The organism is Stenotrophomonas sp. GL_101, from assembly GCF_057835675.1.
In genome coordinates, this window is record NZ_CM174432.1 from 3,446,802 (window position 1) to 3,468,362 (window position 21,561).

Below are 21,561 nucleotides of genomic sequence, written 5' to 3' on the forward strand. Positions count from 1 at the left end.
TCCAATACGGGGCGCCGCATGGCGCACCGCCGCATTGTCGCAGAACCCGCGCACGCTGGGCCACGACCGTGGGTCGTGGCCGCTACTGCCTACGCGCAGCCCTGCGGGCCGCAGGCCTGTCCCTGTTCTGGCGCCGCGGCGGGCGAATCGGGCATTTCCGCGGCAATCTGGCGCAATGCCTGGGCGAACGCCTCCGGCGGCTGGGCGCCCTGGAGGGCGTAGCGGTCGTTGATCACAAAGGTGGGTACCGACTGAATGCCCAGCGCCTGGGCCTGGGCCAGCTGGGCCTGGATCTCCTCCAGCCCCTCCTCGCCGGCCAGCAGTGCGGTCACCCGATCGGCACCGATCCCACCGGCGGCAGCGGCATCGATCAGGGTCTGCGGGTCGGCCAGGTTGCGGCCGTCAACGAAGTGGGCGCGGAACAGCGCCTCACCTACCGCCGCCTGCACGCCTTCACGCCCGGCCAGCCAGATCAACCGGTGTGCCGGCAGCGTGGTGACCCGCACCTGGCCCTGCTCGAAGTCCATCGGCAGGCCCTCGGCGCGCGCGGTAGCCTGGGTCTGGGACAGGATCTGCTCGGTGCGCTCGACGCTGCCGAACTTGGCCACGTAGGCCTCGCGCAGCGGCACCGGCGTGGATCCGGCATCGGGGTCGAGCAGGAACGGATGCCAGTGCACCTCGACCGCCGGCGCATCCTCGCCCAGCAGGGCCAGGCCCTGCTCGAAGCGATGCTTGCCGATCCAGCACCAGGGGCAGACCACGTCAGACCAGATATCGATTTTCATCCGCTATCGGTATGGGCGGTGCCGCGGGAAAACAACCGTCGCGCGCCGCTCGCTCAGCCGCCGGCGTGCTGTCGCTCGGCCGCCGACCACTGCGACCACGGCCGCGCGGCCAGGGCGAGGTTGTAGTAGCGGACCTCGTCGGTCACCTCGGTCCCGGCCCAGTCCGGCAGGTCGATGGGCTGATCGGCGTGCTCCAGCTCGACCTCGGCCACCACCAGCCCGGCGTTGTCGCCCAGGAATTCGTCCACTTCCCAGACCAGCCCGGCATGCCGCACCAGGTGCCGGCGCTTGTCGATCAGCCCGCCCACGCACAGCGCCAGCAGCGCACGCGCCTCGTCAACGGGAATGGGGTAATCGAACTCCTGGCGGGTGTGCCCGATCTCGCGCGACTTCAGGTTGAGGAAGGCCTGCCCGCCCTGGATGCGCACGCGCACCGAGGCCTTCTGCGCGCCACTGTCCAGCGATGCGCTGTCGTTGAGATAGCCCTGCGCCATCGGGATCACCGCGTGCGCAGCCGCGCGCCAGCCATCGCCGGTGACCCGGTATTTGCGTTCGATTTCAATGCCCATGCGCACAGTATGCGGTGCGCGCATGCGTCCGGCCATGTGGGACAGCTTCTATACTGTGCGGCTGCCCTGCAAGGACGTTCGATGACGATGCCTCCCCCCGCTACGCTGTGCCGCGCGCTGCTGCTGTTGCCGCTGTCGGCGCTGCCGATGCTGGCCTGCGCCGCCCCGGCACCGAGCCACGCGCAGATCGAGGCGGCGGTGATGGCCTTGGTGGCGACCGAGACGCCCGCTGAGCCGACCGATCAGCAGCGGGTGCTGCAGACGATGTTCACCCCGCGTGGTTTCGAGCACGGACCGTGCTTTGCCAGCACTACGACGGCCGGCGCTTATGAGTGCCTGGTCGGGCTGGAGATCGGGCTCAAGACCCGCTACCGGATGCTGCGCTTCCTGCCGCAGGGCACCGACTGGACGCTGCAGAAGGCCGACGTCGATGCCCCGGTACCCTCGCCCGAGCGGGTGCGGGCGCTGGCCGTCGAGCAGTTCCAGGCCGAGATCGCCGCCACCGCCGATGCGACGCATCGCGAGGCGCTGCGCACGTTCCAGTCGCGCTTCCAGGTGCTGGCGGTCGCAGACTGCGAGCTGCGCCGCAGCCGGGCCGCGGAAATCAGCTGCGAGGTCACCCTGGGCGACGATCAGGATCGCGGCACCCGCATGCAGACCTATGTGTTCGACGCGCAGGGCCAATGGCAGAACGCGGTGGCCGCCAGCGCCGACGAAGACCGCTAGCGCCACGCCACGCAGGGCCGCATCGGCCGGGGCGTGCGCACGCGCCCCGGCCCTGGGCAATCAACGCTTCTCGAACACCGCGATGCTTTCCACGTGTGCGGTATGCGGGAACATGTCCATCGCACCGGCGCTGACCAGGGTGAAGCCCTGTTCGTTGACCAGATAACCGGCATCTCGCGCCAGCGAACCGGGATGGCAGCTGACGTAGACGATGCGCTTGAACTGCTTCAGCGGCAGCTGCTGCAGCACTTCGATCGCACCCGACCGCGGCGGGTCCAGCAGCAGCTTGTCGAAGCCCTGGCGCATCCACGGCGTCTGCCGCTGGTCCTGGGTGAGGTCGGCGGCGTAGAACTGTGCATTGACCAAGCCATTGCGCTCGGCGTTTTCCTTCGCACGTGCCACCAGGCCCGCCTCGCCTTCCACGCCGACCACTTCGCGCACGGTACGCGCCAGCGGCAGGGTGAAGTTGCCCAGGCCGCAGAACAGGTCCAGCACACGCTCGTCCGGACCGGCGTCGAGCAGGTCCAGCGCCAACGCGATCATCTTGACGTTGAGCGTGGCATTGACCTGAATGAAGTCCAGCGGGCGGAACGCCAGCTCGACATCCCACGGTGCCAGCCTGAACGACAGCGGCACCTGCGCCGGCCACAGCGGATGCACCGACTCCACGCCGCCGGGCTGCAACGAAATGGCAAAGCCATGCGCCTGCCCGAAGGCGGTCCAGGCAGCGCGGTCGGCCTCGCTCAGCGGCTGCATGTGACGGATGGTCAGCATCACCGCGTCATCGCCGGCGATGAACTCGATCTGCGGGATATCGCGCTTGCCATCCAGCGTTTCGATGAACTCGGCCATCACCCCGACCTTGCTGCCGATCTCCGGAATCACCGTCAGGCATTGCGATAGATCGGCGACAAAACGCGGGTCCTGCTCGCGGAAGCCGACCAGGGTCTTGTCCTTCTTCTCGACCCGGCGCACCGAGAAGCGGCCCTTGCGCCGGTAGCCCCAACTCTCGCCGACCAGCGGCGGCAGCACCGTTTCCGGGCTGACGTGGCCGATCCGGGTCAGGTTGTCCGTCAGCACGCGCTGCTTGGCCACGATCTGCTGCGACTCGTCCAGGTGCTGCAGCACGCAGCCGGCGCAGACGCCGAAATGCGGGCAGCGCGGAGTCACCCGCTGCGGCGACGGCTGCAGCACCTCCAGGGTGCGGGCCTCGTCGAAATGGCGGTTGCGGGCGGTCGGCTCGGCGCTGACCACTTCGCCGGGCAGCGCCCCGGTGATGAAGGTGACCTTGCCGCCCTCGCCTTCGCGGCGGGCAACGCCACGGCCGTCGTGGCTGAGATCGAGGATGCCGGTCTGGAACGGCGTACGGTCGAGGCGGGAGCGGGAGCGGGTTCGGGCCACGTGGCAACAGGCTGCGGGCAAAAAGGGTGCGTATTGTCGCAGATACGCAGCTCCACCTGCCGTTGCCTGAACCTGATGGGCTGGAAACGCTTGCAGCGGGCGTCGGCATGTTTAATATGGCAGCAGCTGACAAGGAGGCAGCCCCCATGCAGATGACCCCTCGGGAACCCATGCCCCGATTCCTGCTCGTCGAGGACGACACCATCAGTCGCGGCTTCTTCAAGGCCGCGCTGGAATCCCTGCCCGCGCAGGTGGACACCGCCGACTCTCTGGCCACCGCCGTGGACCGCGGCTGCAGTGGCCGTCATGACCTGTGGCTGATCGACGTCAACCTGCCCGATGGCAACGGCACCCAACTGCTGCAGCAGCTGCGCCGCTCGCGCCCGGACACCCCGGCGCTGGCGCACACCGCCGATGGCGACACCAGCATCCACGCGCGGCTGCGCGATGCCGGCTTCAGCGAAACCCTGGTCAAACCGCTCACCGGCGAACAACTGCTCAAGGCCGTCCGCCGCGCGCTGGTCAACAGCCCCGGCAGCGCGCCAGCCGCGCAGGGCGCGAGTGCGGACGCCGAGCGCGAAGACTGGGATGAAATCACCGCACTGGCCGCCTTGAACGGCCAGCGCCATCACCTCATCGCCCTGCGCGAGCTGTTCCTGGCCGAACTTCCCGTGGTCCGCGATGCGGTTGCCCAGGCATTGCTGCAACAGGACCTGCGCGCGCTGCAGGGGCAGTTGCACCGGCTGCAGGCCAGTTGCGGCTTCGTGGGTGCGGCGCGGCTGGCACGGGCGGTACGGCAACTGCATCAAATGCCCGATTCCAGTGGTGCCCATACCCAGTTCCGGGCGGCGGTGGAATCGCTGCTGCATTGAGGCGCCGGTAACCGCATGGCGCCGGGCACCGGGCGCCTACCGGCGGCGGGCGAGGTCTTCGAGCATCTCCCAGGACTTCAGCCCGCGTCCGGCCAGATGGTGCAGCAACACCGCACGCATGCCCCGGCGCAGGCTGGCCAGGTCATCGGCACCCGGGGCGCGATCATCGGCCAGCGCCAACAGCGCAGTGCCAGTGGCCGTCCCCCGCCGTGCATCCGCGCCGCGCTCACTGAGCAGGCGGCGCGGCCCTTGCTGGGGATCCAGTTCATAGCGCGCGGCCGGATCGATCGGCTGGCCCTCGCTGTCATGGGCCAGGTCGAAACCGACCCCCAGCGTTTCCAGCAGATCGCGCTCGAAGCGCCGCAGGGTCCACGCCAACGGCTCGGCGTCACGCAGGCGCTGCCGGACCCGGCCGTAGTACGCGTACAGCTCGGGCATCGGGTCATCGCGTGGCGCCAGCCGCATCAGCAATTCATTGATGTAGAACCCGGCCAACATCGTCTCACCGCCCAGTCGGGGGGCGGCATCGAGGGCCTCGGCGCTGCGAAGCTGGGCCAGTTCACCACGCTGTACGGCGCTGATGCGAATCCACTGCAAGGGTTGCAGCGCCGCGCGCAGCGCCTGGCTGCGCGGGCTGCTCACCCCCCGCGCCAGCAGCCCGATGCGCCCGTACTGCTCGGTCAGCACGTCCACCAGCAGGCTGGTCTCCCGCCAGGGGCGGGCATGCAGCACGAACGCCGGTTCGTCGTCGATGCGCATTGCTCAACAGCCCGTGGCGGCGGAGAAGTTACTCGTAACCGAAGGCCTTCAGCGCGGCCTCGTCGTCGGACCAGCCTTCACGCACGCGCACCCAGGTTTCCAGGAACACCTTGGCGCCGAACAGCCGCTCCATCTGCAGGCGCGACTTGGCGCCGATGTCCTTCAGGCGCACGCCGCCCTTGCCGATCACGATCGCCTTCTGGCCTTCGCGCTCGACCCAGATCACCGCGCCGATACGCAGCAGGTTGCCGTCTTCGACGAAACGCTCGATCTCCACCGTGGTGGCATACGGCAGCTCTTCGCCCAACTGGCGCATCAGCTGCTCGCGGACCAGTTCGCCGGCGAGGAAACGCTGGCTGCGGTCGGTGATTTCATCTTCGCCGAACATCGGCGGGGCGACCGGCATCAGCTTGAGCAGGTCGCGCACCAGCGCTTCCAGGCCATTGCGCTTCTGCGCCGAGATCGGGTGCACGGCGGCGAACGTACGGCCCTCAGTGACCTGCTGCAGGAACGGCAGCAGCGCCGCCTTTTCCTTCATCCGGTCGACCTTGTTGACCACCAGCACCACCGGAACCCCGGAGTCGCTGAGCACGTTGAAGGCCAGCGTGTCCTCCTCATCCCAGCGACCGGCCTCGATCACCAGCATGCCCGCGTCCACGCCTTCCAGCGAGCCGCGCGCGGCCCGGTTCATGACCCGGTTCATGGCCCGCTTCTGCGCCCGGTGCAGGCCAGGGGTATCCACCAGCACCAGCTGGCCTTCGGGATAGCTGGCAATGCCCAGCAGCCGGTGCCGCGTGGTCTGCGGGCGGTTGGATACGATGCTGACCTTGGCGCCCACCAGGGCGTTGGTCAGGGTGGATTTGCCGACGTTGGGGCGGCCGATGACGGCCACGCTGCCGCAATGATGGGAAATGGTATCGCTCACTTGGAATCCAGTTGCTCGAGGGCGGCCGCAGCGGCCTGTTGTTCGGCCAGCCGTCGCGAGGCACCTTCGCCTTCGGTGCTGACGGCGGGATCGGCTACGCAGCAGCGTACCCGGAAGGTCTTGGCGTGATCGTCACCCGATTCTGACACCAGTTCGTAGTTCGGCAGGGTCTTCTGCCGGGCCTGCAGCCATTCCTGCAGGCGGGTCTTGGGGTCTTTCTCGGGCTTGCCGGTGGCCGGCAAGGCGTCCATGGAGGCGCTGAACCAGGGCAGGACCACCTCCCGGCATGCTTCGAAACCGGCATCCAGGTAGATCGCGGCGACCACCGCTTCAAGCGCGTCGGCCAGGATCGAGTCGCGGCGGTGGCCGCCGGTCTTCATCTCGCCCGGGCCCAGGGTCAGGCGGTCGCCCAGCTCCAGGGTGCGCCCGATCACCGCCAGCGCACCTTCGCGCACCAGTTCGGCGCGGCCACGGGTGAGTGCGCCTTCATCGGCCTTGGGCCAGCGCTGGTACAGCGCCTGGGCCACCATCATGTTGACGATGCTGTCACCGAGGAACTCCAGCCGCTCGTTATTGGGCGTGCCGGCACTGCGATGCGTCAGGGCCTGCTGAAGCAGGTCCGGATCCTGGAAAGTGTGACCGATGCGGTCACCGCGTTGAAAAGTCTTAGTCGACACCGGCGAGAGTCAGTTCCTGGTTCATGTCAAATTTGCCCACCACGTCCAGGTTGCCGATCAATTCGCGGCGCACCTCATAGTTGACCTTCATGTTCCAGCCGCCGTCGATGCGCTCGAACTTCACATCGGCCGGCTTCACGTTTTCCGAGTAGCTGATGTACAACCGCTTGAAGAACAGGTCCTGCACCCGGCCCGGCTCCATGTTGCCCACGCCGGGCTCCTTGGCCAGGCTCTTGAGCGCCGAGCGCACCGCATAGGACTCCTGGTACATCGGGAACAGCTTCATGCCGATATACAGGCCGAAGGCGACCACGATCAATACCGCCAGGAACGAGGTCAAGGTCATGCCACGCTGCGTGTTCATCGTCTTCATTGCGTTCTCCCCAGATACGCCGTTGCCATGGATCAATGGATGCCCGAGCCGATCCGCGACGGCTCGAAACCGTCCTTGCAGAACCAGCCCGAACAGTTCAGCCAGATCAGGAAAGCCTTGCCGCGCAGGTTTTCCTCCGGCAGCAGGCCCCAGAAGCGGCCGTCGTCACTGTTGTCGCGATTATCGCCCATCACCAGGTACTTGCCGGCCGGCACGGTCCACTGGCCTTCGCCACGCGGGTAATCGGTCTCCAGCACGGTATGGGTGCGGCCCGGCAGGTGCTCCACCAGCAGCGAGCTGCCCTCGCCCTGGCCACGGTGGCCGGCGTACAGGCCCTTGTTGTCGTAGGTCAGCGGCGTGCCGTTGAGGGTCAGGCCGTTGCCCTGGAACACGATCTGGTCGCCCGGGATGCCGATCACGCGCTTGATGAAATTCTCGCCCTTGGCCGGATCGGTGTCCGAATGGCCCGGGAAATGGAACACCACCACGTCGCCGCGCTTGGGTTCCCCCAGCGGCACGATCTTGGCGTTGTTCAGCGGCAGACGCAGGCCATAGGCGAACTTGTTGACCAGGATGAAATCGCCGATCAGCAGGTTGGGCATCATCGAGCTGGACGGGATCTTGTACGGCTCGGCGATGAAGCTGCGCACCACCAGCACGATGGCCAGCACCGGGAAGAACGCCCGCGCGTAGTCCACCAGGACCGGCTCGGAATCCAGCAGCCCGGCACGCGCGGCGCGGCGCTTGGCGAAATACAGCCTGTCGGCGAGCAGGACCAGGCCCGAGCCCAGCGTCAGTACGACCAGGAGGATCTCAAACAATTTCATGCGGTGTCCTTGGGAACGGGTGCAGCGGTGCGGGTACGGGTACGGCGGCCCCCGGGGGAGCCGCGCGGTGCCGGGTACGACCGTCCGGCATTACTTGTCCATCTGCAGCACGGCCAGGAAGGCTTCCTGCGGGATTTCCACGCGGCCCACCTGCTTCATGCGCTTCTTGCCTTCCTTCTGCTTCTCCAGCAACTTCTTCTTGCGCGAAACGTCGCCACCATAGCACTTGGCCAGCACGTTCTTGCGCATCGCCTTGACCGTGCTGCGGGAGATGATCTGCGAGCCGACGGCGGCCTGGATGGCCACGTCGAACATCTGCCGGGGGATCAGTTCGCGCATCTTCTCGCACAGCTCGCGACCGCGGCGATCGGCATGGCTGCGGTGCACGATCAGCGACAGGGCGTCGACCTTGTCACCGTTGATCAGCACGTCCACGCGTACGAACGGACCGGCCTCGAAACGCACGAAGTGGTAGTCCAGCGAAGCGTAGCCGCGGCTGACCGACTTGAGCTTGTCGAAGAAGTCCAGCACCACTTCGGCCATCGGCAGCTCGTAGCTGATCTGCACCTGGCTGCCCAGGTAGTTGATGCCGATCTGGCTGCCGCGCTTTTCTTCGCAGAGCTTGATGATGCTGCCGATGTACTCCTCGGGGGTGAGCACGTTGGCGCGGATGATCGGCTCGCGGATTTCCTGGACCAGGTTCAACGGCGGCAACTTGGCCGGGTTGTCCATGTCGATGACCGTGCCGTCGTTCTTGAGCACTTCATAGACCACGGTCGGCGCGGTGCTGATCAGGTCCAGGTTGTACTCGCGCTCCAGGCGCTCCTGCACGATTTCCATGTGCAGCATGCCCAGGAAGCCGCAGCGGAAGCCGAAGCCCATCGCCTCGGAGCTTTCCGGCTCGAAACGCAGCGCGGCGTCGTTCAGGCGCAGCTTGTCCAGCGCTTCGCGCAGGTCCGGGTAATCCTCGGCATCGACCGGGAACAGGCCGGCGAACACGCGCGGCTGCATCTCCTGGAAACCGGGCAGCGCGTGCGGCGCCGGGTCGGACGCCTGGGTCAGGGTGTCGCCCACCGGCGCACCGTGCACATCCTTGATGCTGGCCGTCACCCAGCCCACTTCGCCGGCGCGCAGCACCGGCAGCACTTTGCGCTTGGGGGTGAACACGCCGACGTTGTCGACCTGGTGGTTGCGCCCGGTGGTCATCACCTGCAGCTTGTCACCGGCCTTGATCTGGCCCTGCATCACCCGCACCAGCGAGACCACGCCCAGGTAGTTGTCGAACCACGAGTCGATGATCAGCGCCTGCAGCTTGTCGGTATCGCGCGGCACCGGCGGCGGAATGCGATGCACGATTGCTTCCAGCACGTCCACCACGTTCAGGCCGGTCTTGGCACTGACCGCCACCGCGTCGGTGGCATCGATGCCGATCACCGTTTCGATTTCGGCCTTGGCGCGATCGATGTCGGCGGTGGGCAGGTCGATCTTGTTGATCACCGGCACCACTTCCAGCCCCTGCTCCACGGCGGTGTAGCAGTTGGCCACCGATTGCGCTTCCACGCCCTGGGCCGCATCGACCACCAGCAGCGCACCTTCACAGGCGGCCAGCGAGCGGCTGACTTCATAGGAGAAGTCGACATGCCCGGGGGTGTCGATGAAGTTCAGGTGGTAGGTCTGGCCGTCTTTGGCCACGTACGGCAGCGACACCGACTGGGCCTTGATGGTGATGCCGCGCTCGCGCTCGATCGGGTTCGAGTCGAGCACCTGCGCCTCCATTTCGCGGGCCTGGAGGCCGCCGCAAAGCTGGATGATGCGATCGGCCAGCGTGGACTTGCCGTGGTCGACGTGGGCGATGATGGAGAAATTGCGGATGAACCGCATCGAATCAGAGGACATAGGTGGCGGCGGCGCGTCGCGTCGTCAGGATGACTGCACATTATCGCATGGCCGGCCCGGTCCCGCGTGGCCGGCCCTGCGATTGAGCCGATCGCCCCCGGAAACAACCGGGCCCGCCGAAGCGGGCCCGGAAACGTAGACAGGGCGGGCTTTACTGCCCGGCCTTGACCGCCACGAAGGCGCTGTTGCCGTTGGCACGGACCAGCAGCATGACCACATCGCCCTTCTTGTACCCGGCCAGCGCCTTGTCCAGCGCGGCCACGCTGCCGACGGCGGTGCGCCCGACCTGGAGCACCACCATGCCCGGGGACAGGCCGGCGTCGCGCGCGGACGCACCATTGACGCGGGTGACCCGCACGCCCTCGCCCGACGCCAGCCCCAACTGCTGGCGCTGCGGCGCGGTCAAATCGGCCATTTCCAGCCCCAGCAGGGCGTTCGAGCCGGTCTGCGGCGCGGCCGCGGCGGCGGCTGGGCGTGTCGTACCGCGCTCGGCGTCGTCGGCCAGTTCGGTCAAGGTCGCCGTGATCTCGCGCTCCTTGCCGTCCCGGATCACGCCCAGGCGGACCTTGCTGCCCGGCGCCAGGGCACCGATCATCGGCGGCAGATCGCTGAAGGTATTGATCGGGCTGCCGTTGACCGAGCGGATCACATCCCCCGGCTCCACCCCGGCCTTCAGCGCGGCACTGCCTGGCACCACTTCATTGACCAGTGCGCCGCGGCTGTCGGACAACCCCAGGCCCTGCGCCTTGAGCCCGTCGATCGGACCAACCGCCGCACCCAGCTGGCCGCGGGTGACCCGGCCGGACTTCTTGATCTGCTCGACTGCCCCCATCGCCAGGTCGATCGGGATGGCGAAGCTGATGCCCATGTAGCCACCGGAGGCGGAGAAGATCTGCGAGTTGATGCCGACCACCTCCCCGCGGGTATTGAGCAGCGGACCGCCCGAATTGCCCTGGTTGATCGCCACGTCGGTCTGGATGAACGGGACGTAGCGCTGATCGGGGCCGCCGGTGCTGCGGCCGATGGCGCTGACCACCCCGGCGGTGACCGAATGGTCCAGGCCGAACGGTGAGCCGATCGCCACCACCCACTGGCCTGGCTTGAGCGTGTTGGAGTCGCCGACGCGGACGGTCGGCAGGTTGTTGGCCTCGATCTTGAGCAGGGCCACGTCGTACTGCTGGTCGCTGCCGACCACCTTGGCGGTGAACTCACGACGATCACCCAGCTTGACCTTCACCTCGCTGGCATCGGCCACCACGTGGTAGTTGGTGAGCACGTAGCCATCGGCGGAGATGATGAAACCCGAGCCCATGCCGCGGCCCTGGATACGGGGCGCGTCATCCTGCCCGCCCTGCCCCTGGCCCTGCCCGGGGATCTGGAAGTCCGGGCCGAAGAAGCGGCGGAAGAACTCGGGCATCTCGTCATCGCCCGGGCCCATGCTGCGGGCCTGGCGGTTGCTGCGCACGATGGTGGTTTCGACGTTGACCACGCCGGGGCCCACCTGTTCGACGAGGTTGGTGAAGTCGGGCAGGCCACTGACCAGTTGCGGTGCCGGTGCGCGTGGCGCGGCGGCCGGGGCGGCAGTGGCAGGCGGGGTGGGTGCCGGCGCCTGGGCGCAGGCCATCAACGGCAGGGTCAGGGCCAGCAGGGTCATGGCCTGTGTACGCATGCGGGGGGTCATCGGACTCGAACCTCCGGGTCAGGGGAAAAGGGAAAGGGATCGCGATCCGGCCGGGAGCCGGATGCGGTGGACAGCGGCAGGGCCGACCGCAGCGCGTTTCAGTCGCGGTGCCTGCGTGGCGCCTGCTCGGCCTGCTCGGCCGGTTCGGCCTCCTGCAGGCGCGGCTCGAACGGATAGAACGCGGCCTGCGGCTCCTGCGCGGAGAAGTTGGCATTGAGCGCACCGCCGGCCACCGGGGCCAAGCTGGAGCGCGGCCACGGCTTGGCCTGCAGGCTGCCAACATCCCCGAAGGGCAACTGGCGGACCGACGCGGACGGCAGCGCCGGCGCCAGCGGTGCCTGGCTGGCGACGGCGCGCTGCGGCTCGGCACTGCGCTCGGCGGCGCTGCGCGCGGCCTGTTGGTTGCGGGTCGCACTGGCACGGCGTGCGGCGGCCACCTCCTGGCGGCGGCCGGCCGCAGCGACGGCGACCGCGGGAACCGCAGCCACCGCCACCGCCGCGTCGACCGATGCGGCGGTGCGGGCCGGCGGCGCCGGCGGCAACTGCGCCTGGCTGGCAATGATGGTGGTGGGCCGGTCCAGCGGCGTCTCGCTGGGCAGCTGCTCGCCGGTCATGAACATGGCCACCGCGGCGACCGAGGCCGCCAGCGCGGCGCCACCGCCCCAGCGGCGCCAGCCGGCGCGGCGCTCACGGCGCTGTTCAGCCGTGGCGGGCGGCGCGGTTGACGCCTGCGGGCCCGGTTCGAGGGCCACCGCGTTGCGCACGCGCCCGGCAAAGTCCAGCGGGGCCGGTGCACAGGCCTTCCCGCGCAGCACATCGCCCAGCATCTGCCAGCGTTCGTTGCAGCTCGACAACGCCTCATCGTGTTCCAGCCGGCGCAGCATGAAGCGCGCCTCGTCGGCAGACAGCTCGCCGTCGATCAGCGAGGACAACTGCTGCCGGTTGTGCGCATCGAGTTTGTCCGGCGACGCGCCGGTCGATCCGGGCGTATTCAGGGTGTGGTTCATATGCGGCTCTTCTCGCGGGTTGCGCTGCCGATATCCAGCAGCGGCCGAAGTTCAGTGTCGATCGCCTCGCGGGCACGGAAGATCCGCGACCGCACGGTGCCGATCGGGCACCCCATCTTCTGCGCGATGTCGTCGTAGCTCAGCCCATCCACCTCGCGCAGGGTGATTGCCGATCGCAGTTCTTCGGGCAACGCCGAGACGGCCTTCATCACCGTCTGCTCAAGCTCCTGGCGCATCAATTCACGCTCGGGCGTGTCGGTGTCGCGCAGACGGGTGCCGCTGTCGTACTGCTCGGCGTCCCCGATGTCGATGTCATCGGTGGGCGGGCGGCGGTTGTGGGCGGCAAGCTGGTTTTTGGCGGTATTCACGGCGATCCTGTGCAGCCAGGTATAGAACTGGGCATCCCCGCGGAAACTCCCGATCGCGCGATAGGCGCGGACGAAAGTGTCCTGGGCGACGTCCTGACATTCACTCCAGTCGGCGATGTAGCGCCCGATCAGTGCCACGATCCGATGCTGGTACTTGCGCACCAGGACATCGAATGCCGCACTTTCGCCGCGCTGCACACGCCGGACCAGCTCCAGGTCCAGCTCCTGTGGTGTTTCAACCTCGGCCATGTGGGGCCGCACTCCTGTCAGCCCGACCAACGTCGAGCAATGAGACTGCCAATCCCGGGAAAAGTTCAGCGAACGATCACACGACGCCGCACCAGCTTTTAACCACCGTTCCGTTAAGGTTCCTGCTCACGGCAATGAACCGGGCGCCCCATCCCCCAGCTATTGGGATTTGACGGGGAGGAAACAACCTCTGGATCATAGCCCCCTTCTCCATACACAACCGGATGGAACGTCCATGCTTTCAGGCTTCGATGGGCTGCGCTTTGCACATTGGCACCCGCAGATCCGTGATGATGGTGTCGTGGTGCTCAGCCTCGACCGCCAGGACAGCAGCGTCAACGCGATGTCCCAGGACGTGCTGCTGGAACTGGGCGACCTGATCGAACGGATCGCGATGGACCCGCCCAAGGCGGTGGTGATCCAGTCGATCAAGTCGGCCGGGTTCATTGCCGGTGCGGACCTGAAGGAGTTCCAGGAATTCGATCGTCGCGGCACCGTCAACGACGCCATCCGCCGCGGCCAGACCACCTACCAGAAGCTGGCCGAGCTGCCCTGCCCCACGGTGGCGGCCATCCATGGCCATTGCCTGGGCGGCGGTACCGAGCTGGCGCTGGCCTGCCGCTACCGCGTGGCGTCCAATGACGCCAGCACCCGGATCGGCCTGCCGGAAACCCAGCTGGGCATCTTCCCCGGCTGGGGCGGCAGTTCGCGCCTGCCGCAGCTGGTGGGCGCACCGGCGGCGATGGACATGATGCTGACCGGCCGCACGCTGTCTGCGTCGGCGGCGCGCAGCATCGGCCTGGTCGACAAGGTCGTGGCGCCGGCCGTGCTGCTCGATACCGCCGTGGCGCTCGGGTTGACCGGCACCACCCGCCCGTTCAAGCAGCGCGCCACCGCCTGGGCCAGCAACACCTGGCTGGCGCGCAAGCTGCTGGCACCGCAGATGACCAAGCAGGTCGCGCGCAAGGCCAGAAAAGAGCACTACCCGGCACCGTACGCGCTGATCAACACCTGGGCGCGTACCGGCGGCAGCCCCATCCAGACCCGCCTGGACGCCGAGCGCCGTGCGGTGGTCAAGCTGGCCGGCACCCCGACCGCGCGCAACCTGATCCGCATCTTCTTCCTGACCGAACGCCTCAAGGCGCTGGGCGGCAAGGACCATGGCATCAGCCACGTGCACGTGGTCGGCGCCGGCGTGATGGGCGGTGATATTGCGGCGTGGGCGGCCTACAAGGGCTTCAACGTGACCCTGCAGGATCGCGAACAACGCTTCATCGACCCGGCGATGGAACGCGCGCAGGCGCTGTTTTCCAAGAAGGTGAAAGACCAGAACAAGCGCCCGGCGGTGGCCGCGCGGCTGAAGGCCGACCTGGCTGGCGAGGGCGTGGCGCTGGCCGACCTGGTGATCGAGGCGATCATCGAAGACGCCGACGCCAAGCGCGGGTTGTACCAGACGCTGGAACCGAAGATGAAGGCCGGCGCGCTGTTGACCACCAACACCTCCTCGATTCCGCTGATCGAACTGCGCGACCACATCGAGCACCCGGCGCAGTTCGCCGGCCTGCACTACTTCAACCCGGTGGCGCAGATGCCGCTGGTGGAAATCATCCACCACGACGGCATGGCCCCGGAAACCGAGCGTCGCCTGGCCGCGTTCTGCAAGGCGCTGGGCAAGTTCCCGGTACCGGTGGCCGGCACCCCCGGGTTCCTGGTCAACCGCGTGCTGTTCCCGTACATGCTCGAAGCAGCGACGGCGTACGCCGAAGGCATTCCAGGCCCGGTGATCGACAAGGCCGCGGTGAAGTTCGGCATGCCGATGGGGCCGATCGAACTGCTCGATACCGTCGGCCTGGACGTCGCCGCCGGCGTCGGCAAGGAACTGGCGCCGTTCCTGGGCCTGCAGATTCCTGCCGCCTTGCAGACCGTCGAGCAGGGCAAGCGCGGCAAGAAAGATGGCCAGGGTATCTACAAGTGGGAGAACGGGCGCGCGCAGAAGCCGGACGTCCCGGCCAACTACGCGGTGCCCGCCGACCTGGAAGACCGCCTGATCCTGCCGCTGCTCAATGAAGCAGTCGCCTGCCTGCACGAAGGGGTGGTGACCGATGCCGACCTGCTCGATGCCGGGGTGATCTTCGGCACCGGTTTCGCACCCTTCCGTGGCGGCCCGATCCAGTACATCCGCGCCACCGGCGCCGATGCCCTGATGGAGCGGCTGAAGGTGCTGCAGCAGCGCCACGGCGATCGATTCGCGCCGCGGCCAGGATGGGACGATGCGGTGCTGCGCGAACCGGTGATCTGAGTGCTCTGACGCAATCGAACGACGCCACCGCAAGGTGGCGTTGTCGTTTCGCGTTTGCATCCGCCCGCCACCAGCGCGACCCGAACAAGACGCCGGCTCACGCGCCACGCCCTGAAACAACCTGTTGCCCAAACAGGTCATCCCCTCTCCACACCCGCATGCCATCCTGCACGCCTGTCCCCGCCAGCGAGAAAGCCCGCATGACCACCATCATTGCTCCGCGCATCCATGACATCGGTGGCCTGCAGGTGCGCCGCGCCGTCCCTACCCTGCAGGCGCGCAGCGTGGGCCCGTTCGTATTCGTCGACCAGATGGGTCCGGCGGTGCTCGCTCCGGGTACCGGCATCGATGTGCGCCCGCATCCGCATATCGGCCTGGCTACCGTGACCTTCCTCTGGTCTGGTGCCATCGGCCACCGCGATACGCTGGGCTCGGACCAGGTGATCCGCCCCGGCGACGTCAACTGGATGACCGCCGGCCGCGGCATCGCCCACTCCGAACGTACCCCGCCGCCGGAACGCGAACACGACCACCCGCTGCATGGCATGCAGACCTGGCTGGCGTTGCCGAAAAACCACGAAGAAACCGATCCGGCGTTCTATCACCATGCGGCCGCCACCCTGCCCCAGCAGCGTCGCAACGGCGCCTGGCTGCGCGTGATTGCCGGCCGTGCCTATGGCGAAGAGTCCCCGGTGAAGGTGTTTGCCGATACGCTCAATGTCGCCATCGACCTGGATGCCGGCGCCGAGATCGACCTCGATACCGGCCACGTCGAACGCTCCCTGTACGTACTGGAAGGCGAAGCGCAGCTGGATGGCGTGGATATCCCGGCACAGCATCTGATCATCCCCGAGCACAACGCGCGCGGCCGCCTGCGGGCCAAGACCCCGCTCAAGGCGATGCTGATGGGCGGCGAGCCGCTCGATGCCCCCCGGCACCTGTGGTGGAACTTCGTGTCCAGTTCCAAAGAGCGCATCGAACAGGCCAAGCACGACTGGGAATCCGGACACTTCGGCACCATTCCCGGCGACGACAAAGAGTTCATTCCGCTGCCCGAGCACTGAACACGCGCACCGCGTTGACATCAACATCACGTCGATTTCACTGAAATGCGAAACTGTTCACATTAGTCGCCCAATCTGGGCCTAGACAGGGAGCACCGTGATGAGTATGGGAAGACGTTTGTCCGCCGAGTTTCTCGGCACGTTCTGGTTGGTGCTGGGTGGCTGCGGCAGTGCCGTGCTGGCCGCCAAGTTCGGCGGTGATGGCAACCCGCTGGGGATCGGCTTCGTCGGTGTCGCGCTGGCCTTCGGCCTTACCGTACTGACCGGCGCGTACGCCTTCGGCCATATCTCCGGTGCGCACTTCAATCCGGCGGTCAGCATCGGCCTGTGGGCCGGCGGCCGCTTCCCCGCGCGCGACCTGCTGCCCTACATCGTCGCCCAGGTGCTGGGCGGCCTGCTGGCCGGCTTCATCCTGCTGCAGATCGCCTCCGGCGCCCCCGGCTTCGCCATCGATGGCAGCCAGGCCGGTGCGTTCGCCAGCAACGGCTATGGCGCGCTGTCACCGGGCGGCTACAGCATCGCCGCCGCCTTCCTGTGTGAAGTGGTGCTCACCGCGATGTTCCTGATCGTGATCATGGGCGCCACCCATGGCAAGGCGCCGGCCGGCTTCGCCCCGATCGCGATCGGCCTGGCCCTGACCCTGATCCACCTGATCAGCATTCCGGTCACCAATACGTCGGTGAACCCGGCCCGCTCCACTGCCGTGGCGGTGTTTGCCGGCAGCGGCGCGCTCGGCCAGCTGTGGCTGTTCTGGCTGGCCCCCCTGCTGGGTGGCCTGATCGGCGGCATCGCCTACAAGTGGATCGGCGCCACGCCGCGCTGACCGGCACAGGCCGGGATCCGCCACGGGTCCCGGCCTGGCCAGCGCACATGGAAAGATTCATCTGACACCATTATTTGTAGATCCAGTCACATTCCGTTAAGGTCAAAATCACCACGTCGTCATCTGATCGGCGAGGCGTTCGGGACGCGCATGGGGATATGCGCACTGTCGGCCGGGGTTGTCTGCGGCCACCGACCCTCCTGCCAGGTAGACGCGGCCATTCCGACCTTGGGGAAGCCATGAACATCCTGCGCGCTGCCGTGTGCCTGAGCCTGTTGCTGTCTGCTGGGGCCGTGTCGGCCCAGTCGCTGAAAGAATGTCCCTCGCTGCCTGCCGACAGCGGCCTGCAATGGCAGCAACTGGCACAAGCAGATTTCATCGTGTGCAAGGCCAGCACCGCCGACGGACGTGAAGTCCTCAGCCTGATGCTCAGCGCGCGCGACCCGAACCTGCCGCTGACCCGCGCGCTGCGCCAGGAAAAGGGCCTGTTCGCCGGGGAATCGTTGTACTGGTACCAGCCCGACCTCGGTGGCCAGCAGCCACCGGGCTATCAAACGCGGCGGATCACCGTGGTGAAGTTCGACAAGAACCGCTACGCGCAGATCGCGCTGTATCCCGGCGACGCGCAGGAACTGGGGGCGCTGCAATCCCTCGCCCAGGGCATGAACCTGACGCCGTCGGCCGTGGCCGCCGGGCGCTGAAGATGACGGGGATGCTGAAACGCACGCATCCCCGCACCGGCACTGCAGCGGGGCCGGCCTTAGAAGCGGCCTTCCTGGAAGTCCACGAACGCCTGCATCAGCTCCTGTTTGGTGTTCATCACGAACGGGCCGTGGCGCATCACCGGCTCACGCAGCGGCCGCCCGGCCACCAGGATCAGCCGCGCGCCGTCGGCGCCGGCCTGCAGCTGGAGCTGTTCACCGCCGCCCAGCACGGCCAGCTCCTGCCGCGCGACCGGACGCGCATCCTCGCCTTCGCCGATCGACAGATCGCCTTCAAACACGTACGCGAAGGCGTTGTGCCCTTCCGGCAACGGGTAGCTCCACTGCGTCTGCGCGGCGAGCGTGATGTCCAGGTAGAGCGGGTCGGTGGCCGGCTGCACGATCGGGCCGACCGTGTCGCCGACCTGCCCGGCGATCACCTTGACCTGCACGCCGGCCGCCGGGGTGGCCACCGGAATGCGCTCGGGCGCGAACTCCTGGTACTTCGGCTCGGTCATTTTGTCGCGCGCCGGCAGGTTCACCCACAGCTGGAAGCCGCGCATCTGCCCGGACTCCTGCTCGGGCATCTCCGAATGCACCAGGCCCCGCCCGGCGGTCATCCACTGCACGCTACCGGGCGTCAGCAGGCCTTCGTTGCCGTGGTTGTCCTTGTGCCGCATGCGCCCATCGAGCATGTAGGTGACGGTCTCGAAGCCGCGGTGGGGGTGGCTGGGGAAGCCGGCGAGATAATCCTCGGCGCGGTCGGTGCCAAATTCATCCAGCAACAGGAACGGGTCCAGGTCGGGCAGCGACGGCCCGCCGATCACCCGGGTCAGGCGCACGCCGGCCCCATCGGAGGTGGCCATGCCACGGATGGTGCGCTGCACGCGCACCGGGGTTGGGCTGCTCATGTCGACTCCGACGAAAGGATGGTACCGACAAGATGGGCGCGCCATGCCAGGTGGCCAACCGTCATGTCCGCAACCAATTGTTCCAGCGATGGTGTCCGCCGCCTGTGCAGGGCGCGTGGACGCGCACGGCCACTGTCCGCCTTTTCACTCCACCCGCGTTGCGACCTACGACCAAAGTACTAGCGGCAAGCCCCTGCCTGTGCATTGACCGTGCCGGTGGCAAGGGGGACTCTTACGACGATCTCCAGGGAGACGCAATCTCATGAAAGGTTTTTCCAAGCTGGGCTGGGCCGCGCTCGCGCTGCTCGGCGCATTCTGTCTGGGCGTGGTCGCACTGCGCCGGGGCGAATCCATCAACGCGTTGTGGATCGTGGTCGCCGCGGTCTCGATCTATCTGATCGCCTACCGCTTCTACAGCCTGTTCATCGCCGACAAGGTGATGCAGCTCGACCCTACCCGGGCCACCCCGGCCATTCTCAACAACGACGGGCTCGACTACGTCCCCACCAACAAGCACGTGCTGTTTGGCCACCACTTCGCCGCGATTGCCGGCGCCGGGCCGCTGGTGGGGCCGGTGCTGGCCGCACAGATGGGCTACCTGCCCGGCCTGCTGTGGCTGGTGGTCGGCGTGGTGCTGGCCGGTGCGGTGCAGGACTTCATGATCCTGTTCATCTCCAGCCGCCGCAACGGTCGCTCGCTGGGTGACCTGGTGCGCGAGGAAATGGGCCCGGTGCCCGGCACCATCGCCCTGTTCGGCGCGTTCCTGATCATGATCATCATCCTGGCGGTGCTGGCCATGGTGGTGGTGAAGGCGCTGGCGGAAAGCCCGTGGGGCATGTTCACGGTGATCGCCACGATGCCCATCGCGATCCTCATGGGCCTGTACATGCGCTACATCCGCCCCGGCAAGATCGGGGAGATTTCCATCATCGGCCTGATCCTGCTGCTGCTGGCGATCTGGTACGGCGGGCGGATCGCGGCCGACCCGGTCTGGGGCCCGGCCTTCACCTTCACCGGCATCCAGATCACCTGGATGCTGATCGGTTACGGCTTCGTGGCCTCGGTGCTGCCGGTATGGCTGCTGCTGGCCCCACGCGATTACCTGTCCACGTTCCTGAAGATCGGCACCATCGTGGCGCTGGCGATCGGCATCCTGATCGTCATGCCGGAACTGAAAATGCCCGCGCTGACCCAGTTCGCGGCCAGTGGCGACGGCCCGGTGTGGAAGGGCGGAATGTTCCCGTTCCTGTTCATCACCATCGCCTGCGGCGCGGTCTCCGGTTTCCACGCGCTGATCGCCTCGGGCACCACGCCCAAGCTGCTCGCCAATGAGCGCCACATGCGCTACATCGGCTACGGCGGCATGCTGATGGAATCGTTCGTCGCAGTGATGGCGCTGGTGGCCGCCTCGATCATCGAGCCGGGCATCTACTTCGCCATGAACAGCCCGGCGGCGGTCATCGGCCCGGACGCGGTATCGGCGGCGCATTACATCAGCACCACGTGGGGCTTTGCGATCACCCCCGAGCAGCTGGAAGCCACCGCATTGGCGATCGGCGAGCCGACCATCCTGCATCGCGCCGGGGGTGCCCCCACCCTGGCGGTGGGCATCGCGCAGATCCTGCATGAAGCCATTCCCAGCGGCAGCAACGCGATGATGGCGTTCTGGTACCACTTCGCGATCCTGTTCGAGGCGCTGTTCATCCTCACCGCGGTGGATGCCGGTACCCGTGCCGGTCGCTTCATGCTGCAGGACCTGCTGGGCAACTTCATCCCGGCCCTGAAGAAGACCGAATCGTGGACGGCCAACATCATCGCCACTGCCGGCTGCGTGGCCTTGTGGGGCTACCTGCTGTACACCGGCGTGGTCGATCCCTTCGGTGGCATCCAGACCTTGTGGCCGCTGTTTGGCATCTCCAACCAGATGCTGGCCGGGATCGCGCTGATGCTGGGCACCGTGGTGCTGTTCAAGATGAAGCGCGACCGCTTTGCGTGGGTAACCGGCGTGCCGGCGGTATGGCTGCTGATCTGCACCACCTATGCGGGCCTGATCAAGATCTTCGACAAGAACCCCGCCCAGGGCTTCCTGGCGCAGGCGCACAAGTACCAGGACGCGATCGCCACCGGCACCATCACCGCGCCGGCCAAGAGCCTGGAGCAGATGCAGCAGATCGTGGTCAACGCCTACGTCAACACCGGCCTGACCGTGCTGTTCCTGTTCGTGGTGGCCTCGATCCTGTTCTATGCGATCAAGACGATTGCCACCGCGCGTCGCAACCCGCAGCGCAGTGACAAGGAAACCCCGTACGTGGCCCTGCAGCCCCACCAGATGGCGGACCTGTAATGAGTACCGAACTGGTTCCTGTGGGGCAGTACCAGGCGCACCGCCGGCTGTGGCGGCGCCTGGTGCAGACGGCCCGGCTGTGCTGCGGCATTCCCGATTACGACAACTACGTGCGGCACGTGCGGGAAAACCATCCGGACCGCGAACCGATGGACTACAAGACCTTCTTCCGTGAGCGCCAGGAGGCGCGGTACGGGGGAAAGAATGGTGGCCGCTGCTGCTGAGCGGCGACACCGGTTGAATACGGCAACGGCGGCGCGAAAGCGCCGCCGTTTTTCATGGCCGGGCCAGGTTGTCGTCCGGT

At 67.2% G+C, this 21,561-nt stretch carries 21 protein-coding genes; 8 read left to right on the plus strand and 13 right to left on the minus strand.

Annotation, left to right across the window (positions count from 1 at the left end):
- Positions 1–89: 89 nt before the first annotated feature.
- Together AC3IR9_RS15295 and AC3IR9_RS15300 are read right to left on the minus strand one after the other, a co-directional pair.
- Positions 90–785: a DsbA family oxidoreductase gene (locus tag AC3IR9_RS15295; protein ID WP_489291727.1), complete on the minus strand. Its 696-nt coding sequence runs from the start codon at positions 783–785 to the stop codon at positions 90–92.
- A gap of 53 nt (positions 786–838) precedes the next feature.
- On the minus strand, positions 839–1,354 hold the full coding sequence (locus tag AC3IR9_RS15300; protein ID WP_489291729.1) for a CYTH domain-containing protein: 516 nt from the start codon (positions 1,352–1,354) through the stop codon (positions 839–841).
- 81 nt (positions 1,355–1,435) lie between these two features.
- Between AC3IR9_RS15300 and AC3IR9_RS15305 the strand changes: the two genes are divergently transcribed.
- Positions 1,436–2,080: a hypothetical protein gene (locus AC3IR9_RS15305; protein ID WP_489291731.1), complete on the plus strand. Its 645-nt coding sequence runs from the start codon at positions 1,436–1,438 to the stop codon at positions 2,078–2,080.
- Between the two features lie 60 nt (positions 2,081–2,140).
- Here the strand turns inward: AC3IR9_RS15305 and rlmD are convergent, their stop codons facing one another.
- Positions 2,141–3,481, minus strand: a complete 1,341-nt coding sequence (gene rlmD, locus AC3IR9_RS15310; RefSeq protein WP_489291732.1) for a 23S rRNA (uracil(1939)-C(5))-methyltransferase RlmD — start codon at positions 3,479–3,481, stop codon at positions 2,141–2,143.
- Positions 3,482–3,627: 146 nt separating this feature from the next.
- Here rlmD and AC3IR9_RS15315 point away from each other — a divergent pair, with 146 nt between their 5' ends.
- A complete protein-coding gene (locus AC3IR9_RS15315) occupies positions 3,628–4,353 on the plus strand; it encodes a response regulator (protein ID WP_489291734.1) in 726 nt (241 codons plus the stop codon).
- A 36-nt stretch (positions 4,354–4,389) separates the two neighbouring features.
- Here the strand turns inward: AC3IR9_RS15315 and recO are convergent, their stop codons facing one another.
- From recO to rpoE, 9 genes are all read right to left on the minus strand, one after another.
- The gene (gene recO / locus AC3IR9_RS15320) at positions 4,390–5,112 is read right to left on the minus strand and encodes a DNA repair protein RecO (protein WP_489291735.1); all 723 of its coding nucleotides are present in this window, start codon (positions 5,110–5,112) and stop codon (positions 4,390–4,392) included.
- A 28-nt stretch (positions 5,113–5,140) separates the two neighbouring features.
- A complete protein-coding gene (era, locus tag AC3IR9_RS15325; protein WP_489291736.1) occupies positions 5,141–6,037 on the minus strand; it encodes a GTPase Era in 897 nt (298 codons plus the stop codon).
- Positions 6,034–6,714, minus strand: a complete 681-nt coding sequence (gene rnc / locus AC3IR9_RS15330; RefSeq protein WP_489291737.1) for a ribonuclease III — start codon at positions 6,712–6,714, stop codon at positions 6,034–6,036. The genes era and rnc overlap by 4 nt, the downstream gene beginning before the upstream one ends.
- Positions 6,704–7,087: a DUF4845 domain-containing protein gene (locus tag AC3IR9_RS15335; protein WP_489291739.1), complete on the minus strand. Its 384-nt coding sequence runs from the start codon at positions 7,085–7,087 to the stop codon at positions 6,704–6,706. The genes rnc and AC3IR9_RS15335 overlap by 11 nt, the downstream gene beginning before the upstream one ends.
- 32 nt (positions 7,088–7,119) lie before the next feature.
- Positions 7,120–7,914: a signal peptidase I gene (lepB, locus tag AC3IR9_RS15340; protein WP_489291741.1), complete on the minus strand. Its 795-nt coding sequence runs from the start codon at positions 7,912–7,914 to the stop codon at positions 7,120–7,122.
- Positions 7,915–8,004: 90 nt separating this feature from the next.
- Positions 8,005–9,795: a translation elongation factor 4 gene (gene lepA / locus AC3IR9_RS15345; RefSeq protein ID WP_489295857.1), complete on the minus strand. Its 1,791-nt coding sequence runs from the start codon at positions 9,793–9,795 to the stop codon at positions 8,005–8,007.
- Between the two features lie 166 nt (positions 9,796–9,961).
- Entirely contained in the window at positions 9,962–11,491 is a 1,530-nt protein-coding gene (locus AC3IR9_RS15350) for a DegQ family serine endoprotease (RefSeq protein ID WP_489291743.1), read from the minus strand.
- Positions 11,492–11,589: 98 nt separating this feature from the next.
- Complete coding sequence (locus AC3IR9_RS15355; RefSeq protein WP_489291745.1) at positions 11,590–12,498, minus strand: sigma-E factor negative regulatory protein; 909 nt, start codon at positions 12,496–12,498, stop codon at positions 11,590–11,592.
- Positions 12,495–13,115, minus strand: coding sequence for an RNA polymerase sigma factor RpoE (gene rpoE / locus AC3IR9_RS15360; protein ID WP_489291746.1), 621 nt, complete (start codon positions 13,113–13,115; stop codon positions 12,495–12,497). The genes AC3IR9_RS15355 and rpoE overlap by 4 nt, the downstream gene beginning before the upstream one ends.
- 235 nt (positions 13,116–13,350) lie before the next feature.
- Between rpoE and AC3IR9_RS15365 the strand changes: the two genes are divergently transcribed.
- The 4 genes from AC3IR9_RS15365 to AC3IR9_RS15380 all read left to right on the plus strand — a co-directional run bounded on the left by AC3IR9_RS15365 (position 13,351) and on the right by AC3IR9_RS15380 (position 18,002).
- Positions 13,351–15,414, plus strand: coding sequence for a 3-hydroxyacyl-CoA dehydrogenase NAD-binding domain-containing protein (locus AC3IR9_RS15365; protein WP_489291747.1), 2,064 nt, complete (start codon positions 13,351–13,353; stop codon positions 15,412–15,414).
- Positions 15,415–15,614: 200 nt separating this feature from the next.
- Positions 15,615–16,478 (plus strand): pirin family protein, encoded by an 864-nt coding sequence (locus AC3IR9_RS15370; RefSeq protein ID WP_489291749.1) that lies wholly within the window; start codon positions 15,615–15,617, stop codon positions 16,476–16,478.
- Between the two features lie 100 nt (positions 16,479–16,578).
- Positions 16,579–17,301, plus strand: coding sequence for an aquaporin Z (gene aqpZ, locus AC3IR9_RS15375; RefSeq protein ID WP_489291751.1), 723 nt, complete (start codon positions 16,579–16,581; stop codon positions 17,299–17,301).
- Between the two features lie 239 nt (positions 17,302–17,540).
- Positions 17,541–18,002: a hypothetical protein gene (locus tag AC3IR9_RS15380; RefSeq protein WP_489291752.1), complete on the plus strand. Its 462-nt coding sequence runs from the start codon at positions 17,541–17,543 to the stop codon at positions 18,000–18,002.
- 59 nt (positions 18,003–18,061) lie between these two features.
- On the opposite strand, the gene AC3IR9_RS15385 is transcribed toward AC3IR9_RS15380, so the two are convergent.
- The gene (locus AC3IR9_RS15385; RefSeq protein WP_489291754.1) at positions 18,062–18,913 is read right to left on the minus strand and encodes a pirin family protein; all 852 of its coding nucleotides are present in this window, start codon (positions 18,911–18,913) and stop codon (positions 18,062–18,064) included.
- Between the two features lie 262 nt (positions 18,914–19,175).
- Here AC3IR9_RS15385 and AC3IR9_RS15390 point away from each other — a divergent pair, with 262 nt between their 5' ends.
- Both AC3IR9_RS15390 and AC3IR9_RS15395 read left to right on the plus strand, forming a co-directional pair.
- Positions 19,176–21,257 (plus strand): carbon starvation CstA family protein, encoded by a 2,082-nt coding sequence (locus AC3IR9_RS15390; RefSeq protein WP_489291756.1) that lies wholly within the window; start codon positions 19,176–19,178, stop codon positions 21,255–21,257.
- Positions 21,257–21,481, plus strand: coding sequence for a YbdD/YjiX family protein (locus tag AC3IR9_RS15395; RefSeq protein ID WP_489291758.1), 225 nt, complete (start codon positions 21,257–21,259; stop codon positions 21,479–21,481). The genes AC3IR9_RS15390 and AC3IR9_RS15395 overlap by 1 nt, the downstream gene beginning before the upstream one ends.
- The last annotated feature ends 80 nt before the right edge of the window (positions 21,482–21,561 follow it).

Bases quoted from the DNA above. Each gene is read 5' to 3' on its own strand.
- AC3IR9_RS15295 (WP_489291727.1), bottom strand. From the start codon at position 785: ATGAAAATCGATATCTGGTCTGACGTGGTCTGCCCCTGGTGCTGGATC.
- AC3IR9_RS15300 (WP_489291729.1), bottom strand. From the start codon at position 1,354: ATGGGCATTGAAATCGAACGCAAATACCGGGTCACCGGCGATGGCTGG.
- AC3IR9_RS15305 (WP_489291731.1), top strand. From the start codon at position 1,436: ATGACGATGCCTCCCCCCGCTACGCTGTGCCGCGCGCTGCTGCTGTTG.
- AC3IR9_RS15315 (WP_489291734.1), top strand. From the start codon at position 3,628: ATGCAGATGACCCCTCGGGAACCCATGCCCCGATTCCTGCTCGTCGAG.
- recO (WP_489291735.1), bottom strand. From the start codon at position 5,112: ATGCGCATCGACGACGAACCGGCGTTCGTGCTGCATGCCCGCCCCTGG.
- AC3IR9_RS15335 (WP_489291739.1), bottom strand. From the start codon at position 7,087: ATGAAGACGATGAACACGCAGCGTGGCATGACCTTGACCTCGTTCCTG.
- lepB (WP_489291741.1), bottom strand. From the start codon at position 7,914: ATGAAATTGTTTGAGATCCTCCTGGTCGTACTGACGCTGGGCTCGGGC.
- lepA (WP_489295857.1), bottom strand. From the start codon at position 9,795: ATGCGGTTCATCCGCAATTTCTCCATCATCGCCCACGTCGACCACGGC.
- AC3IR9_RS15350 (WP_489291743.1), bottom strand. From the start codon at position 11,491: ATGACCCCCCGCATGCGTACACAGGCCATGACCCTGCTGGCCCTGACC.
- AC3IR9_RS15355 (WP_489291745.1), bottom strand. From the start codon at position 12,498: ATGAACCACACCCTGAATACGCCCGGATCGACCGGCGCGTCGCCGGAC.
- rpoE (WP_489291746.1), bottom strand. From the start codon at position 13,115: ATGGCCGAGGTTGAAACACCACAGGAGCTGGACCTGGAGCTGGTCCGG.
- AC3IR9_RS15365 (WP_489291747.1), top strand. From the start codon at position 13,351: ATGCTTTCAGGCTTCGATGGGCTGCGCTTTGCACATTGGCACCCGCAG.
- AC3IR9_RS15370 (WP_489291749.1), top strand. From the start codon at position 15,615: ATGACCACCATCATTGCTCCGCGCATCCATGACATCGGTGGCCTGCAG.
- aqpZ (WP_489291751.1), top strand. From the start codon at position 16,579: ATGAGTATGGGAAGACGTTTGTCCGCCGAGTTTCTCGGCACGTTCTGG.
- AC3IR9_RS15380 (WP_489291752.1), top strand. From the start codon at position 17,541: ATGAACATCCTGCGCGCTGCCGTGTGCCTGAGCCTGTTGCTGTCTGCT.
- AC3IR9_RS15385 (WP_489291754.1), bottom strand. From the start codon at position 18,913: ATGAGCAGCCCAACCCCGGTGCGCGTGCAGCGCACCATCCGTGGCATG.
- AC3IR9_RS15390 (WP_489291756.1), top strand. From the start codon at position 19,176: ATGAAAGGTTTTTCCAAGCTGGGCTGGGCCGCGCTCGCGCTGCTCGGC.
- AC3IR9_RS15395 (WP_489291758.1), top strand. From the start codon at position 21,257: ATGAGTACCGAACTGGTTCCTGTGGGGCAGTACCAGGCGCACCGCCGG.